Origin of the sequence: Sporosarcina sp. A2, from assembly GCF_050858885.1 — a bacterium.
In the GTDB taxonomy this organism is placed as follows: Bacteria; Bacillota; Bacilli; order Bacillales_A; family Planococcaceae; genus Sporosarcina.
On sequence record NZ_CP193898.1, the window covers coordinates 2,688,621 to 2,706,473 of the forward strand.

Annotated in this window: 16 protein-coding genes; 6 read left to right on the forward strand and 10 right to left on the reverse strand. The window is 42.8% G+C overall.

What is annotated here, in order from left to right; all coding sequences use genetic code 11:
• The first annotated feature begins 124 nt into the window (after positions 1-124).
• Complete coding sequence (gene hmpA / locus ACRPI0_RS13665; RefSeq protein WP_432353254.1) at positions 125-1,312, forward strand: NO-inducible flavohemoprotein; 1,188 nt, start codon at positions 125-127, stop codon at positions 1,310-1,312.
• Between the two features lie 23 nt (positions 1,313-1,335).
• On the opposite strand, the gene ACRPI0_RS13670 is transcribed toward hmpA, so the two are convergent.
• From ACRPI0_RS13670 to ACRPI0_RS13700, 7 genes are all read right to left on the reverse strand, one after another.
• Complete coding sequence (locus ACRPI0_RS13670) at positions 1,336-2,406, reverse strand: YkvI family membrane protein (protein WP_432355969.1); 1,071 nt, start codon at positions 2,404-2,406, stop codon at positions 1,336-1,338.
• Between the two features lie 52 nt (positions 2,407-2,458).
• Positions 2,459-2,614, reverse strand: coding sequence for a hypothetical protein (locus ACRPI0_RS13675; RefSeq protein ID WP_432353256.1), 156 nt, complete (start codon positions 2,612-2,614; stop codon positions 2,459-2,461).
• Positions 2,615-2,762: 148 nt separating this feature from the next.
• Positions 2,763-3,278: a type 1 glutamine amidotransferase domain-containing protein gene (locus tag ACRPI0_RS13680; RefSeq protein WP_432353258.1), complete on the reverse strand. Its 516-nt coding sequence runs from the start codon at positions 3,276-3,278 to the stop codon at positions 2,763-2,765.
• Between the two features lie 76 nt (positions 3,279-3,354).
• Positions 3,355-3,948, reverse strand: a complete 594-nt coding sequence (locus ACRPI0_RS13685; protein WP_432355970.1) for a DNA-3-methyladenine glycosylase — start codon at positions 3,946-3,948, stop codon at positions 3,355-3,357.
• A 187-nt stretch (positions 3,949-4,135) separates the two neighbouring features.
• Entirely contained in the window at positions 4,136-5,896 is a 1,761-nt protein-coding gene (locus tag ACRPI0_RS13690) for an ABC transporter ATP-binding protein (protein WP_432355971.1), read from the reverse strand.
• Entirely contained in the window at positions 5,886-6,620 is a 735-nt protein-coding gene (locus tag ACRPI0_RS13695; protein ID WP_432353260.1) for a uracil-DNA glycosylase, read from the reverse strand. Before ACRPI0_RS13695 ends, ACRPI0_RS13690 begins: the two co-directional genes overlap by 11 nt.
• An 87-nt stretch (positions 6,621-6,707) precedes the next feature.
• Positions 6,708-7,583, reverse strand: a complete 876-nt coding sequence (locus tag ACRPI0_RS13700; RefSeq protein ID WP_432353262.1) for a MerR family transcriptional regulator — start codon at positions 7,581-7,583, stop codon at positions 6,708-6,710.
• A 231-nt stretch (positions 7,584-7,814) separates the two neighbouring features.
• On the opposite strand from ACRPI0_RS13700, the gene ACRPI0_RS13705 reads away from it, so the two are divergent.
• The 5 genes from ACRPI0_RS13705 to ACRPI0_RS13725 are packed head-to-tail and all read left to right on the forward strand — an operon-like array spanning position 7,815 to position 13,461.
• On the forward strand, positions 7,815-9,335 hold the full coding sequence (locus ACRPI0_RS13705) for a phytoene desaturase family protein (protein ID WP_432353264.1): 1,521 nt from the start codon (positions 7,815-7,817) through the stop codon (positions 9,333-9,335).
• A 14-nt stretch (positions 9,336-9,349) separates the two neighbouring features.
• Positions 9,350-10,207: a phytoene/squalene synthase family protein gene (locus ACRPI0_RS13710; protein ID WP_432353266.1), complete on the forward strand. Its 858-nt coding sequence runs from the start codon at positions 9,350-9,352 to the stop codon at positions 10,205-10,207.
• Positions 10,208-10,238: 31 nt separating this feature from the next.
• Entirely contained in the window at positions 10,239-11,741 is a 1,503-nt protein-coding gene (locus ACRPI0_RS13715; protein WP_432353268.1) for a phytoene desaturase family protein, read from the forward strand.
• 55 nt (positions 11,742-11,796) lie between these two features.
• Positions 11,797-12,927 (forward strand): glycosyltransferase family 2 protein, encoded by a 1,131-nt coding sequence (locus ACRPI0_RS13720; RefSeq protein ID WP_432353270.1) that lies wholly within the window; start codon positions 11,797-11,799, stop codon positions 12,925-12,927.
• 24 nt (positions 12,928-12,951) lie between these two features.
• Complete coding sequence (locus ACRPI0_RS13725; RefSeq protein ID WP_432353272.1) at positions 12,952-13,461, forward strand: glycosyl-4,4'-diaponeurosporenoate acyltransferase; 510 nt, start codon at positions 12,952-12,954, stop codon at positions 13,459-13,461.
• A gap of 24 nt (positions 13,462-13,485) precedes the next feature.
• Here the strand turns inward: ACRPI0_RS13725 and ACRPI0_RS13730 are convergent, their stop codons facing one another.
• The 3 genes from ACRPI0_RS13730 to ACRPI0_RS13740 form a co-directional block, all read right to left on the reverse strand.
• The gene (locus ACRPI0_RS13730) at positions 13,486-14,721 is read right to left on the reverse strand and encodes an MFS transporter (protein ID WP_432353274.1); all 1,236 of its coding nucleotides are present in this window, start codon (positions 14,719-14,721) and stop codon (positions 13,486-13,488) included.
• Positions 14,722-14,812: 91 nt separating this feature from the next.
• Positions 14,813-16,762, reverse strand: a complete 1,950-nt coding sequence (locus tag ACRPI0_RS13735) for a flagellar assembly protein A (protein ID WP_432353276.1) — start codon at positions 16,760-16,762, stop codon at positions 14,813-14,815.
• A 110-nt stretch (positions 16,763-16,872) separates the two neighbouring features.
• Positions 16,873-17,850 (reverse strand): siderophore ABC transporter substrate-binding protein, encoded by a 978-nt coding sequence (locus tag ACRPI0_RS13740; protein ID WP_432353278.1) that lies wholly within the window; start codon positions 17,848-17,850, stop codon positions 16,873-16,875.
• Positions 17,851-17,853: the final 3 nt, after the last annotated feature.

The following is a 17,853-nucleotide window of genomic DNA, read 5'->3' on the forward strand; positions in this document are numbered from 1 at the left end:
TGTCTATTCCTTGAATAAAATGTGACTAAAATACGAACAGTCTTTAAAGATGTATTTTTGATATAGCTTTTTAAATTCATTAGGTTTATGCTTAATTCAACAACTACGAGAGGTCGTGTCAATCATGTTATCCCAAGAAAATATTGATATTATTAAATCCACTGTACCTGTTCTCGAGCAACATGGCAAAACAATAACAACTGTGTTTTACAAAAATATGTTCGAGGCTCATCCTGAACTATTGAACGTGTTCAACCACGTGAACCAAGCACAAGGACGTCAACAAACCGCACTTGCAAATACAGTACTAGCAGCAGCAAAACATATCGACAACCTAGGTGCAATCATACCTGCAGTTGTCCAAATCTCAAACAAACACGTTTCACTTGGTATCGTGCCTGAACAATATCCAATCGTTGGGAAGTACCTTCTCGGTGCTATTCAAGAAGTACTTGGAGATGCAGCAACACCAGAAATTCTTGGTGCATGGGAAGAAGCATATGGCATGATTGCGGACGCTTTCATCGGTGTAGAAAAATCGATGTATGATGAAATGGAAGCAGAAGAAGGCGGATGGAAGTTATTCAAAGGTTTTATCGTTGCCGATAAAATCAAAGAAAGCGACGTCATTACTTCAATTTATTTCAAACCGGTTGACGGTGGAAAAGTACCTATGTACAAACCAGGTCAATTTATCAGCATTAAGCTAGAAATTCCGGGAGAAAAAAATACATTGATTCGTCAATATAGTCTGTCCCAAGCTCCGAATGGCGAGTCATTCCGTATCTCTGTAAAACGTGAAGCTGACAACAATCCAAATGGTAAAGCGTCTGTCTATCTACATGATCAGTTAGCTATCGGAGATACTGTTGAGCTTAGTGCTCCAGCAGGTGACTTCTACTTGGATATTGAAAACAATGCACCAGTCACACTAATCAGTGGTGGTGTCGGAGTGACTCCAATGATGGCGATGTACGAAACAATTGCTACAACAACGCCTGAACGTCCTGTAGCGTTCTTGCATTCCTCACGTACTCGTAGTCACCAAGCGTTCGATACAGTCGTTCGTGAAATGGATGAAAAGCTCGAGTCTTCAAGCTATGCAGCGCTTTACTCAGAAGAAGGCGACGGGTTCATCAACCGGGACTTTCTAGAAAAAAATGTACTTGAAGGTAGCGACATTTATGTCTGCGGACCGACTCCGTTCATGCAAGCTGTGATCAGTGAGTTGTATTCAATGGGCATCGACAAAGAAAACGTTCACTTCGAATTCTTTGGTCCAGCGGTTCAATTGGAACTCGCACAATCTTAATATCAACAAACAAGCCGTCATCGCTAATCCGATGACGGCTTGTTTTTGTTTAGTTGTCTTCTAAGTGCTTTTTTAGGTAGTCTGAACGATGCGATCAGCAACGTCAACATGAGGAACAAACCGATATAACCGATGAACGGATAAAGGAAGTCCAACAATGCCGAGAATCCAACGAAGCTTAAGCCGAACCCAATGATAAGTATGACAAATGTAAACTTACGGAATTGAGTCGTTCCACGTTTCGTAAATCGTGCTCCGAACGAATAGAACATACTGACCGCCGTATTGAATATCATCCCGTACAGGACAACTGCCATCAGAATTGCAAGTATCGGCGAGATGTCATTAATAATGGCGAGCATTGGCAAGTCTGCATCTTTCACAGTTTCGATTTTAGAGAATATTGCTAAGTGACTCAGGATGATCATAATTCCAAGTCCAAGACCACCGACAAGACCACCAAGTGCAGCAGCTTTTTCGTCTTTCTCAGCGCCCCCCATAACTAGTGACATCGATGCACCTACAGCAATATTAAAGGAAACGTAATTGATGGCGGAAACCCACCAATTCGGCAATGGTGTCTGTATGCTTGTCGCGATACTGTTTAAGCTTGAAAACGAATCCGTCATCGTGGACAAACAATATACAGCCACAATAATGACTGCGAGAATTAGAAACGGTGTAACACTACCAATAACGGAAACTACGCGATCCACATTCATTAAGACGGTTAAGAATACGAGAATCACCATGAGTAAGCTACCTACAAATGGCGGAAGTCCAAATTGCTGATTCAAGTTAGATCCTGCTCCTGCAATCATTACAACGCCAACAGAAAATAGTGTAATGACAATAACTGCATCTACGATTATCCCTAAGTATTTACCACTAATTGTATAGACTGCTTCCTTATGTGAGTTGGTTTGCATCCGACTTCCAATACGCATGATCACCATACCGAAATACGCGAACAATACGGTGGAGACGATTGCTCCTAGTATACCGAGCATACCAAAACTGGTGAAATACTGAACGATTTCTTTCCCTGAAGCAAATCCTGCCCCAACGATAATTCCAATAAAAGCGCTTGCCATTTTTAATACTTTCAAGCTGGTTCCCCCTAATTCATATACACGTACAACAACATTATGTATCTTTTTTTACACCCTCCGCAATTTGTTCCAGAAGTGCTTCTAGTCTTTTCAATCTTGCGGAATTGTCAATTGCATTACGGACTACAAATATTAGTATAAATGAAAAGATTACTACTGTAATTACTAAGACAAGTAACCATTCACCCAACAGGTACCACTCCCGTCTTCCCACTTTTCCAACTATTCAACATATGTAAACACTTTGTTAAATTTACCACTCATTGAATCGCTTTTCAACTCAGTGAAAAGAAGACCCACAAAGGGGTCTTCTTAATAGTTATGTCTATTTTACTAAATTATACTTCTAATAATTTGAGTGCTTCACGATTGAATGCAGGGATGTCTTCAGGCTGACGACTCGTCACCAGCTGGTTTTGACAGACGACAACTTCCTCATCATGGAACTTAGTACCTGCATATTCCATGTCGACTCGAATAGACTTGAATCCAGTAGCATCTCGTCCTTCTAATGCTTTTGCAGTCAATAGCAACTGTGGTCCATGACAAATTGCGAATACAGGTTTTTTTGCGTCCATGAATGCTTTCGTAAACTTCACGAATCGCTCATCTGCGCGGAGCTGATCGGGTGAAAAACCACCAGGGATGAATAACGCATCAAAATCATCAGGATTCACTTCATTGATTCCTTTATCGATTCTAACCGGTGTTCCTTTCTTCATTCCTTTTACGACATTACCTGCTTCGTTCTCAATTGTAATCACTTCATGTCCAGCGTCTTGAAATGCTTTCGCCGGATCTGCGTATTCAGAGTCCTCGAACATATTGGTAAGTACTGTTGCGATTTTAGCCATTCTTATATGCACTCCTTTGAAATTTGTTTTATTTCTCTTCTACTCTTTATTTTCCACAGTTGTACTGAAAGTAAACCTACGGTCGGAACTTAGAAACAAAAGCATTGTCTTTTTCGAAGAAGCGCCACGGGTAATCCACAGCTTCTCCGGCATTCGCAATCCCTACACGAGAACTCGTGGCGATTTCACCAACGGCCTCCGATTCCGCGATGTACAAAGGGTGTTTCGTCCAATGATGACCGTAGTAATCCATCGTGACCCCGAGCGCCTTCGTAAGTTTTCCAGGCCCATTCGTCCAATCTTTCATCGCCAATTTTTCACCTCGGCGCTCTCGCATATATTCTAATCCTTCAACGGGTTCAGCAGCTCGAATCAGGATTGCATGTGGGGTACCGACCGGTCCGCAGACGACGTTCATCAATGTATGTGTGTGCATTTGATACGTATAGACACTTCCTGGTTCTCCGAACATCACTTCTGTCCGCTTTGTTCTGCGACTATTAAAACTGTGGGCAGCTTGGTCTTCGGCCCCGTGATAGGCTTCTGTTTCTACTATGCGTGCAACAACAGGTCCTGTCGGGAGTTCATGGACAATTAGACATCCAATTAAACCTCGAGCCAGCTCTAATACGGGACGTTCAAAAAAACTTTGATCAACTGGCTGATGGATAGCGCATTCCTCCTCGCCACTCAAACTTACGAATTCTTGACATGTGAGATCGTTAGTTGAATATGGTTTGTTTTTGTATTTACAGGTCTACCCAATTTTTCGTATTTACAATCCCTCGTCATTGTCTTTAAGTCAAACTAGTAAAGCGGACCTTCTTTTGTGAAGGTCCGCTTTACCGCTGTACTATTCAATTATTCGAGAGACCTTGACCTGCTGCAAACTCCTCATACATTTCATGAGTGTCTAACAATTCTCGGTGTGTTCCCCTACCTGTAATCGTGCCACGTTCCAAGAAAATCAGCTGATCTGCGTCAATCACTGTCGATAACCTGTGGGCAATGATTAAGGTAGTACGGCCTTCCATCAGACGCTGCAGTGCTTCCTGGACATGTGTTTCCGAACCACTATCCAAATTCGAAGTCGCTTCATCGAGCAAAAGGATAGATGGGTTATGCAACAACGCCCGAGCAATCGCAATCCGTTGACGTTGACCGCCGGATAACTTCATCCCTCTTTCGCCAACAAGTGTGTCGAATCCACTTTCCATTTCTTCGATGAATGCAAGTGCATTTGCCGCCAATGCAGCATTCCTTATTTTCTCAATCGATGGACGTTCTCTAAGTCCGTAAGCAATATTATCGACAATCGTTCCGCTTAACAAAGGGCTTTCTTGTGAAACGTACCCGATGCGTCCACGCCAGTCAGACAGTTCAATGTCTTCCACTCGACGGTCTCCAAGAAAAATCTTTCCCGAAGTCGGTTTATAGAATCGTTCGATCAAGGAGAATAGCGTGGTCTTCCCACCACCGCTCGGCCCGACAAACGCTGTAACCGTTCCTGGCTTCGCACTAAAACTTACTTGTTCCAAAATCGGCTTGTCATGATCATACGAAAAGGATACATCACGGAAAGTTAGAACGGATTCTGGATCGTCACTCACGCCTTTAGTGCGTTCACTTTCCATGCCAAGAATTTGCTGGATTCGTTCTGTTGCCCCGACCGCTTTTTGAAACACTGTAAATACTTGAGCCATTTGAGCAAACGGAACAATGATCTGGAACATTAGGAAAATGATCGCGACAAGCGTGCCCGCAGATAACACCCCTTTTGAAACTTGTGCACCTCCATAGCCTAGTATCGCAACTAAAATACCCATCATAATTAGCGTCATTACGGGTGAAATAACGGCTTGGATTTTCGCTTCACGTAATCCAAATCCGAATAATGAGCGAATGGCAACTGCTCCTTTTTCCTGTTCGTGTGGTTCTGCACGATACGCTTTCACGAGACGTATGTCACCAAGCACACGGCCCAGATGTCCGGAAAACTTCGCCATTTCAGCCTGTGTTGCTTTTGCGATTTTGTGCATAACGCGTCCGAGAGGGAAAATAACCGCCATGCTGATTGGAATACTGACAAGCATAATAAGGGTCATTTTCCAATCCAGGTATAGAAGGATAACCACGGCACCAATGATTGAGATGATTCCAGTTACGAGTGAGACCAAATGATCGGATACAAGTTGTTTAAGGATGGTTGTATCTTGTGTAATTCGACTCATCGTTTCTCCAGTCTCGGTTTCATCATAATAGGATACAGGAAGCCGCAGTACTTTTCCCCAGAGTCTTATGCGTAAGTCGGCAACAATCGTTTCACCGATATACGCTAGCATGTAGTAAGAGATTCCACCGAGTACTGCTTGGATGATAAATACAACAAATAGAAATACAGCTGTTTTCCAGTTGAATAAGTCACTCGTTAACGAATCCACTAATTGCTTGGTTACAAGTGGGATTGCAAGACTAGCGACCGTGGAAAAGAGTGCAAGAACAAGCGCTGCAATTGTCACACCTCTAGGCCAATCCAACTGTTTCAGCAGGTTCGCAAACTCTTTCAAGGATCCCTTTGTTTGTTTTGTTTCTGATTTGGTTTTCGAATTACTCACCATCTGAATTCCTGCTTTCTCTACTAGTTTCATCACGTGCAAGAATGCATACTTCGTTGCTACGCTCTTTTAGAACCCTCCCAATTTCAAGCCAATCTGCTTCTAGTGACGGACGATGAGAAGGTCGGTAAAAGATGGACGCAGGGTGAAAGGTTGGGATGATTGTATGAATTTCTTCCGTCCATTCATACTCCACATCCGTTAATTCACGTAAAAACCGCACCGGCTGCTTCAATGGTTTTCCGTGTAGTTCCGTCACTTTCGCCTGACTACCAACGAGACGTTGTAAACCAACATTCCCTAGTGTGACAATAAGCTCTGGACGCACATTCGCAATTTCAAAATCGAGAACAGGTGCATGAGCTAAAATTTCTTTTTTAGTTGGTGGGCGATTGTATTTCCGCTCCGTAAAGGTACCGTCCCGTTCTTTTCTTTGACCATACCGATAAGGTCGACTGCGGACAGTACTCGTAATATAGACATCTTCTCTCGAAAGGCCAATTGAAGCGAGTGATTTCATGAGCTCTTTACCTGCTCTGCCGGTGAAGGGGATTCCACCTAGCGCTTCCGTTTCACCAGGCGCCTCACCAATTAGCATCAATTTCGGATAACGCGGCCCTTCCCCGTAAACAAAGCCTTCCACAGGAAACCCTTCTATCCGTTGCTTTCCAATCTCTGCTACAAATTCAGGAATTCTAAATGGTTGACGTTCGATGATATCGATCACCCGTTTTCTGTTTAATTTAGTATTCGTGTATGTTAGAACTCACTTTCTCAACACTCTATGACTCACCAACTTTTAAGGTTTCAGTATTCACGTTAAAATATCCTCCACGGTATAGACCAATTGCACTCGTTTAGGGGATAAGAAAATCTCCTGATTGAACGCACCTTGTCCACCTAAATAGAATTCAGTGCCCGGGTTTCGTTCTGCTATGCCTTCCAACTTCTCAAAAAGTTTGGGGTCTTCCTCGAATGGAATTGTAGTAGTCGCTGAAAGCAATAGTTTGCTAGGTTTTAAACATTGTACAAGATGTTCAATTGACGACAACTTAGGTGAGGGTCCGGAAGCAATCGTTTTCGAACCATGCATCATGGCATGCAAAAGTATAATGTGCAAAGGAATTTCATGTGTTTCATGCGGTAAACAGCACCCAAGAATGAGTGGTGCCTCTTCTGCCACATCGAAGTTTCTACGAATCTGAACTAAAAAGTCCCGGATAACTAAACTCGTGATGGTTTCTTGGCTTTCATCCCATTTTCCCTCTGCCCACATCTTCCCGATTTCAAGCATCAGAGGCTTTACAGTGTTGCTGAGAAAAGTTTCTAACCCATAACGATGATGTGCTTGTTTTAACAATAACAGTAAGCCAGCTTCATCATAATTATACCCTTTCTCTAAGAGCGTTTGTACGTATTCGCTTACCGTTTCTTGCACAACAGAGTGTATTGGTTTCTGATTTTTGAAGACGTGTATCGCTTGCTGTAGCGAATACCCTTTGTCTCGCAAGGAACAGATTTTCATAAGCGTACTGACATCTTCCATGGAGTATAATCTGTATCCATTTTCATGACGTTTCGGAGAAATTATAGCGTAACGATCCTCCCACTTCCTGATCACTTGTCTGGATAGTCCAGTAATCTCGGAAACCTCTTTTACATGAATACCTGTTTCCTGGTTTTTTTTCATGGCTGGTTGCCTCTTCCTCGTATATACTTAACTGTGAATTCTATATTTTCCCTCACTATATCTTTAACGAAACAACAGTATACAAAGATTTCTCGTGTACAATGTTTAAACTCATGTATAATAGGAAAAAACATGAGATCGAAGGCATTGTTCATCACCTTTTGTACAACCTTATCATTAAACGTTGTACAAGTAAACGAATAACTACTAGATAGAACTGGGGAGATATAGATGAAAAAGAGCGTAAGCGTTATAGGAGCCGGGGTCGCTGGACTCGCCAGTGCATGTCGATTGCAGCATGCTGGATATGACGTCAAATTGTATGAAAAAGAAGCATTACCAGGTGGAAAGATGCACAGAATTCAACAAGATGGCTATCAGTTCGACCTAGGGCCAACAATTGTTATGATGCCTGAATTGTACAAGGAAGTTTTTCAAGTATGTGGGGTGGACCCTGATGATTACATTCCCATGCAACGACTTGACCCAATGTATAGTGTTTACTTCGGTGACAAGCCTGAAGATCACTATGAAATCAGTTCAGACCTAATTGAATTAATGAAAACTTTCGAATCCATAAGCGATGAGGATGCGCATGGATTCCTTGAGTACATACAGGAAATCTATAAACGCTTTCTTGTAGCAAAAGAGCATTTTATACAAAAACCATTTCGAAAGCCTTCAGACTTTTATAACGTTTCAACGATACGCCAAGGATTGAAACTTAAGACATTTGACAATGCAGATAATTTCATTAGTAAATACATTAAAAATGAACGTATGAAGCAAATGATCAGTTTTCAAACGTTATATATTGGTGTTTCTCCATACAGTGGCCCCTCCCTATATACGATGATTCCTATGATTGAGTTTCTGTATGGCGTTTGGTTCATCAAAGGCGGTATGTATACGATGGCGACTTCTCTTGAGCGTTTGTTTAAAGAACTAGGAGGGACTGTCCACTATAATTCATCCATCGACGAGATCGTTATCGAAGGCGGTGAAGCCAAAGGTATCCGCTTGAACGGAAAAATGATAGCTTCTGATTTTGTCATGTGTAACGCGGACTTCCCTTACGCGATGAAAAATTTAGTAAAAGAACCTAAAGCTAAAGGGAAGTACACAGATAAAAAGATTGATAACATGAAGTACTCCTGTTCTTGTTTCCTAATGTATCTAGGAATGGACAAAAAGTACGAGGATGTACCGAATGCGCATAACTTTATATTTAACGAAGAACTCGAACGTAATTTAAACGATATTTTTTCTGGAAAACGTCTTGATACTGCTTCGTTTTACGTCTATATCGGTTCTAAATTAGATCCAAGTCTTGCCCCCGAGGGAAAAGATGGTTTATACATTCTCGTACCGGTGTCTGACAAATCGTGTTCGCAATATGATTGGAATGAAGAAACCATTCAACATTATAGAAAGTATATCCTCGATGCATTAGAAAAAATCAAAGGTTTTGAAAATGTTAGACAAGAAATCGTTTCCGAATCTTTCATGACTCCCGACGATTTCGAACAACGTTTTAATGCATACAATGGAGCTACGTTTGGCCTTCAACCGACACTCTCACAAAGCAATCATATGAGACCACAAAGTAAAGCAACTCATTGTGAAAACTTATACTTCACAGGGAGTAGCACGCATCCTGGTGCGGGGGTTCCAATCGTATTATTGTCTGCCCGAATTGCCACTGAAGAACTGTTGCACGATGACAAAGGCATTCTATTCCACACCCGCTGAAAGGGGGACTTCACATGACTAGTACAATGTCTGTCCGAGACGACTTTGCGTACTGTGAGCAGATTATCAAGCGGCATTCCAAGAGTTTTTACTATGCGTTCTCCAGACTTCCTGAAGAAAAAGCACAAGCCGTTTATGCGATTTATGCATTCTGTAGAACAGCTGATGACAGTGTAGATGAAAACCAAGAATCTGAAACCCAACTATCTGCCCTAGACAAACTAACGAGTGAACTGAACCACTTTGCGAATAGACAAGAAATCGATCACCCTTTGTGGAGGGCATTACGTACTGTGTTCGACTCATACGATATGGATTTAGAACCTTTTTACGACCAACTAAAAGGGCAACGTATGGACATTTCTTTCTCCACTCCTAGGACACTTGAAGATGTTGAAACGTACAGCTATTATGTAGCGGGTTCGGTAGGAAGAATGCTCTTACCAATTATCGCCTCCACCTCCACTAGGGATTGTACGGATGCAGCAATCAGTCTTGGAGTGGCAATGCAGTTAACAAATATACTGAGAGATGTAGGAGAAGACTATCGCGATAAAGGACGAATCTATCTCCCCTCTCAAGAACTTCAAAAGGCAGGCTATCGCGTCGAACAGTTAGCTTCAGCACAAATTACTGTTAGCTTCATTGAAATTTGGGAGATACTAGCGCAACGAGCTGAAGTACTCTATGACGAGTTTCTTGAATTTATAGGAGACTTTGATAAGGACAGTCAATTTGCGGTGCTTGCTTCTGCACAAGTCTATCGAGGCATTTTAACGAGTGTTCGCCAAAATGATTATGACTGCTTTGCTCGGAAGAATTTCGTGACAAAGCGGGAAATGATTAGAATTTTAGCAGATTCGATTGTTTGAAACGACCTCCAGAAAGAAGGACGATATCGCTATGACACCGACTAACAAATCTGTGCTCGTCATTGGTGGAGGGCTTGGTGGATTATCCGCTGCTATTTCCCTTGCACAAAACGGGTACACTGTTTCTTTATATGAAAAAAACAATCATTTAGGAGGAAAACTTAACCGTCTCGAACAAGATGGGTTTGGTTTCGACCTTGGTCCATCTATCTTGACCATGCCGCATATTTTTGAAAAGTTGTTCCAAGCCAGCGGAAAACGCATGGCTGATTATGTACCAATAACCCGCCTCAGTCGCGAGTGGCGCTCTTTCTTTCCAGACGGGACCGTTCTGGACTTGTACGGGGACCTACGTCTAATGGAACGCAGAAATCCATCTCTCACCCGAGACGATATTAGAGAGTATTATGCGTTTTTGAAGTATGCGAAACGTCTATACGATACTACAGATGCAGGTTATTTTTCAAATGGATTGGATACAACAAAAGAAGTGCTAGCCCATCATGGCCTGATCACTTCCCTTAAAGGATTTAACTTGAATTCAACTATGTACGATGAAATAGCTAAGCGTATCAGCGATCCTCACTTACGCGATATGCTCTCGTACTTCATCAAATATGTCGGGTCCTCTCCTTACGATGCACCCGCTGTTTTAAATATGATGATTTACATGCAGCACGTTCAAGGATGTTGGTACATACCTGGAGGAATGCATAAACTCGCAGAAGGTTTAACAAAACTCGCTCTAGAAGCCGGTGTCCACGTACATACAGGTTTGGGTGTCGTTCGTGCTCACACCGACAAAAAGAATGAAATAACTGGTGTTGAACTAGAAGACGGTTCGTTCAAGAAAGCCGATTACTACGTATCGAATATGGAAGTCATTCCGTTTTACAAAAAAATGGTGGACACTGATCAAAAACTCGTCCGAAAACTGGAGAAGAAATTTGAACCTTCTAGTTCGGGGCTCGTTCTTCACCTCGGTGTCAGTAAAACGTATCCTTTCTTAAATCACCACAACTTTTTCTTTTCGGAAAATCTGCATCAACAGATGGATAAAGTTTTTAAGAAGCATGAGTTGCCAGACGATCCAACTCTCTACGTCGTAAATACAAACAAAACCGATCCTTCACAAGCACCTCAAGGACACGAAAACTTAAAAATTCTTCCGCATATACCATACATCCAGGATAACCCTTTCACAAACGATGACTATTTGAAGTTTGAAGCTCGTGTACTGGATAAGCTTGAACGGATGGGCTTACATGGATTGCGTGACCATATCGTTACGCGTGACGTCTGGACTCCACATGATATTGAGCGTACATATGGATCTGATCGTGGAGCCATCTACGGTACCGTTTCGAATAAGAAAAAGAATAGCGGATTCAAACATCCTAAGCATAGTGAGATTTATGACAATCTCTACTTCGTTGGCGGAACAGTTAATCCTGGTAGCGGCATGCCCATGGTGACTTTGAGTGGTCAGCAAGTGAGCGATAAAATCGTAAAACGAGATCGGTTGCATAAATGATGACGAGTTATGTATCTATGGAACAAACAAGCTACTCAAAAGAGGAGGTTAACAGGTGCTAGTCCTATCATTTGTGGTTGCAGCAATCGTTATCTTACTGGGACTCTTAAGCGGATTGCTCATGTTTTGGCGGTTGCCTGTTCCTTCTGCTGAAGACGACGTGACCTGCACCAACCATTCGACGTTCATATCTATTATTATTCCCGCTCGGAATGAGGAGCATCGGATAGTCCCCTTGCTTCAATCCCTTTCACAACAAGAAGGGATTTCTTTTGAGACGATTGTGATTGACGATGATAGTGAAGATCGAACAAGTGAAGTCGCTAGTTCCTATCATGCACGCGTAATCCGTAATACTCCTCCAGAAGACGGATGGATTGGTAAATCTGCAGCTTGTTGGACAGGGGCCCAGGCAGCTAAAGGAAAGTTTCTATTGTTTTTGGATGCAGATACTGCATTTGAAAAGCCGGATAGCTTATTGCGCTATGTGAATTCGTATGAACAAATGGACGGCAAAGGGATTCTATCTCTTCAACCGTATCATCAAATTGAACAAGTCTATGAAAACGCTTCTATGATTTTCAACATTATCGTTATGGCAGGGATGAATGTCTTTACGCCTCTTGGAGAGCGATTAACGAGTGCTGGATCGTTTGGTCCGAGTATTTTGTGTAACCGAGCAGATTATGACATTTCAGGAGGTCACGCAGGAATCCGTGGTGCTGTCATGGATGACCTAGCACTCGGTGAAGCGTTTCAGTCTCAAGACCTTCCTGTTCGTTGTTATGGGGGACGAGGTCTCATCCGCTTCCGCATGTATCCCGAAGGCTTCAAACAATTACTTGAAGGATGGACAAAGAACTTCGGAACTGCTTCAAAATCCACTCATCCATTTGTAATGATGCTTGTGAATTTGTGGATAACCGGTGGATTCGTTAGTCCTGTCTTACTCGCACTTACTGGCATGTTCGGTTCCCCTTTCTGGATTACTTTTGCGGTAGTTCTTTATTTACTTAACGTCATTGAGATGGCTTGGTTAGCACGGCGAACCGGAAATTTCTCTTGGTGGATCTTCTCCATCTATCCATTGCTATTAGTCTTTTTCACCGTTGTCTTTGTGTACTCCCTTTATTTAACACACGTACGAAAAACGGTTAGCTGGCGAGGACGCGATGTCCACGTATAATCGAACCATTGAGGTGAACTGGTTATGCCTATCGTAGAGTTACCACTAATCTGGATCATTGTGGTGGATGCCATAGCATGGGCATTTTTCCACATTGCTATCTCATTATTGACTGTCCGAATCCCCTTTCAGTGGTTCATTAGAAACAAACATCTTTTCGAATCATTCCATTTTGAACGCCAAGGCAACTTGTGGCAGCGTCTCTTCCGAGTGAAAAGTTGGAAACAGCTCATTCCTGACGGCACGATGGTTATCCGAAAAGGGTATACCAAAAAATCGCTGCATGGAAATGACATGTCCTCTCTCGAAGAATTTGTAGTGGAATCTAGACGTGCCGAACTAACTCATTGGCTATCCATCGCACCCGTTGCATTGTTCTTTCTTTGGAATCCGGTATGGGCAAGTTTGCTCAATGTTGCGTACGCAGTATTATTCAACGTGCCTATTGTCATCGCTCAACGATACAATCGTCCACGTTTAGAGCGGCTCATTGCACGAAAACAAAACAAGCCCCGAGCGGAACTTCTCCGCTAAGAGGCTTGTTTTTTGTTGAGTAAGTTATTCCAGTTCCAATTGCTTGGTTTCCGTGCCTAAGAAGACAACCGCTAGAACTCCTATTAAAATGGCTCCACAGAAAATGCCGAATATTATCCCGAAGCCATATCCTGCCGTTAGCATAGAGCCTACTAATAGCGGTCCGAATATGCCACCGATTCGACCAATTCCCGCTGCCATTCCGGTCCCAGTACCGCGAATTGACGTAGGATATTGTTCAGGTGAGTAGGCATAGAGTGCTCCCCATGCGCCTAAGTTAAAGAACGATAAGAGTGCACCAAAGAGCATGAGCATGGCTAGCGTATCTGAATTTCCGAATGCAAAAGCACTCAGTGCAGTACCTATCAAATACGTAGATAATACGAATTTACGACCCGTCCGCTCAATTAGCCATGCCGCGGAGAAATACCCTGGTAATTGCGCGAGTGTCATCAGTAATACGTAGCCGAATGTCTTGATCATTGTGAAGCCTTTTAACACCATTACACTTGGCAGCCATAAGAACATGCCGTAATAAGAGAAAACGACTGTGAACCAAACAATCCACAACATCAATGTGCGTCTTCGGTAAGGTTTTGACCATAACGCTTTCAGCTTGTCACCAATCGATTGTTTCGGTTCGCCCGCTTTTACAAACCGCGGAGAGTCCGTTAAATTGCGACGTAAATAGATTGCATAAAAGGCGGGTAATGCTGTGATAATTAATGCCGCACGCCATCCGAATGTTGGAATAACGAAATAAGCGATCAACGCAGCGATTAGCCACCCCGCAGCCCAAAAGCTTTCTAAGAGAACGACAACCCTTCCACGCTCTTTTGCTTCTACACTTTCAGAAACAAGTGTCGATGCAACTGGCAATTCTCCACCCAGACCTGCACCTACGAAAAATCGTAATATAAGAAATGCTGCAAGCGTTGTTGTGAATGCAGAAAGACCACTTGCTATGGAGAATAGTACGAGTGTTAACATAAATACTTGTTTTCTTCCGATTCGGTCTGCAAGTAAGCCAAATCCGATGGCCCCCACCATCATTCCGAATGAGTTTACACTACCAACCCATCCGATTGCTGCTGGTGCAAGATTCCACTCCACGGCGATTGCTGCGATGACGAATGATAAAATTCCGACGTCCATCGCATCGAACATCCATCCTGTACCGGATATTACTAATAATTTGTTACGAGATATAGTTTGTGGTTTCTTCGATTTTGAAGAAACGGGTTCTAATGCATTTACCATTGTCTTTTCCCCTTTACTGTCTGAACTACTGTCATGACACATGTCATTATACAGTTATCTAACGCTAGGGTAAAGAACAATTTTAAAGAGACTATCGTACATTCAATAGTCCATCATGTAACTTTGCAGTTACACCTATCAGTGTTTCACGTATTTGATAGGATTGTTCTCCAACAATGAGGATTGTGCCTGCATGAGCGATACCAATAACAATCGAGCCCGTGTCTTTGGTGCGAACAATGGTTTGTCCACCTCGCTTGGAACCACATTCTTTAAGAGAGATATGTCGATCAGCTGTTAACTCCCCACCTCTGCAAATCCCCTCTACTTGTAAATCGAGTCGTGCGTACACATTACACTGCGCAAGGCCGTTACCTGTTATGTCAATAGACCCTGAGCAAGTAAGGGTGCTGTTGAGAGCGTAGGGAATTGTAATCCTACCTGTAGGTAGAGCGATTTTAGGTCGATGACGTGTTACCAACTGTTCAGCTTTCGCAAGTAACTCCGAAAATTCTACTCCATTTTGAATACCGGGATTCATTGTATTTACGAAAAGGCAATATAGGGTTGTTTGCACTTGTATCCATTCGGAGTCTGTCGCGATAGGTTCTCGACGAAGCGAAAACGTTTGAATGCGCTCTTGAAAAGTGGCGTACGTTTCTCCGAGGCCGATTCGGAAAAGCTTATTCAGTTCTTGTCCATCCAACTCAGCTAATTCAATCTCTCGAAGAGTACATATGTTTTCAATAAATAACCCTAGCTTATGTAAATGTGGAAGAATCTCATCTAAATCCGTTGCATAATTTGCATCCGAGGAAACCTGAGCACCTACCTCAATTGTAGAAGATGAAACATGGCCAACTGCATGAACGGATTTCCCTGCGAATACATCGGACTTACTTATTTCCCCAGCAACTTCAATAGCGCCTGTTGCTTCTAACAAACACCCTTGGCTAACAGTTCCTTTTACCACGACGTCTCCATCGAAACGAATATTTCCACTTGCAAAATTCACTTTTTCCAATTCAAGCGAGTCCGCGATATCGATGCAAATTGCAATGTCCTCCCGTTCTACTACTAGTTTCCCAGAACAGCTTGCAAAAATATGACTTCCTGTTCTTGTACTATTTTTCCCTAACTCCACGTGTGCAGGTTGGCCGTCTTCAGCCATGATTTCATTTCCGAAAACATCCTCTCCCGATTGTCCCGGAATAGGCGGAAGGACAGTCGCGATCAATTGTCCTTTTTGAACAAGTTGTACAGCTGACTGCTCTCGGTAATTGACTTTATTCTCTTCAGAAAGCGTGATACCATCTACGTCAATCTGTACTTCCACATCTCCATCCAGTCCAGGTTTAGGGAAGATCCCGCGTGCAACAATTGCTTCGTAGGGTACGACAGTTTCACACGCTTCCCAAAGTACCCGTTTATCTAGTGGAGCACTAATCCCTAATTGGGTACAAGTATCACGAATCATCCGTTGAGAGAGATCGTTTACGATTTCATGTGTTTCGTTCGCTTCAACGGCCAACCTATGACTATACTCCGTATCTCTTACAGTTCGTGTAACCTTTTTACCTGGAGTTACCGTCAACAAAGCGAGCGCGCCCTGCTCACGTACTGTGATTGATAACTGCGCACGTGTCAGCTCGTCTACTGTACGGATGTGAATCGTGTCTGCTTCCGTAATCTGTCGGCTACCTTCTATTTTTTCTCCATTAATGATAATTGAAACTCCATGACTTCCTTCTATTGTAGGAAGTACCATCCCTACCGCTTCATGTACTTCTACATAGCCCTGTTGAATCCGAACCCCCACTTGACCTGCATCCTCGCTGTAGAGTTCGGAAACAGTTTGCGTGTAGTGTACAGGCGTCACTGTCACTTCAGCCAATCTGCTGACCACACCTGTAAGATCATTCGACTCAGCTGTTTTGTTAACATGAATACGGACGTCCGATAAATCCAGGCATAAGATATTAAGCGCCGTCTCTACAGCTTGTTCGACTGACTTCCCACGCACCGTAATTGCTTTCCCCATACCGTCCCCTACTCTCTTCGTTCTACTAGGGTAAAGTGTAGCATAGCAAGAAATTATTCGGCAGACACAAAAGACCGATTCCTCTGGAGGAATCGGTCTTTTTCGTATAATTATAGTCCTGCTTCTACTTCTTTGATCATTTCTTTCATAGACTTCAATCCGCCACCTGAGAGGTACCAGTATTCTCCATTAAGGTAAACAATCTTATCATTTTTGAATGCATTCGTTTTCTTCACAAGATCGTTTTCGACAGTCTTCTGTGCGTTTGCACCTTGACCGATTGCCGCATCACGGTCAACCACGAAAAGAATATCCGGGTTTGTTTCTAGAATATATTCAAACGTAATGTTCTGTCCGTGTGTCGAAGCTTCAATGCCTTCATCCGCCGGAGTGAATCCGAATACATCGTGGATCAAACCGAAACGTGAGCTCGGTCCGTATGCACTTACTTTTCCTTCAGTCGCAAGTGTGATCAACGCTTTACTATCTGTTTCACCAGTTTTTGCTTTAATGTCTTCAATTTGCTTATCTACATCAGCTAGTTCTGATTTCATTTCATCTTCTTTGTCGAAGACTTGAGCGATAATATCCATGTTGCTCTTGAAAGAATCCATATAATTTGTGTAGTCTAGTCCCATGTAGATCGTTGGTGCAATTTCAGCAAACTGGTCGTACAAGTCTGCTTGACGTCCAGAGATGAAGATCACATCAGGCTTCATTGCGTGTAGTGCTTCAAAATCAGGTTCTTTCAAGCTACCAAGGTTTGTGTAATCGTCACTTGCGAATTTCTCCAAGTATGCAGGGATCGTTGCTTGTGGAACACCGGCAACTTCAACGCCTAACTCGTCTAGAGTGTCCAATACACCAAAGTCGAATACTGCTACATTTTTCGGAGTACCTTTTAATGTTGCTTCACCAAGCTCGTGCTTGAATGTCATTTCCTTCGTTTCTGTTGCTTCGCTGCTTTCAGATGTGCTATCTGTTCCTGCGCTGTTTGCTTCTGGTTTCTTATCTTCATCTTTAGATCCACATGCTGCAAGTACGAGCATCAATGCGAACGCCATAAATAATACTGTAAGTTTTTTCATAAC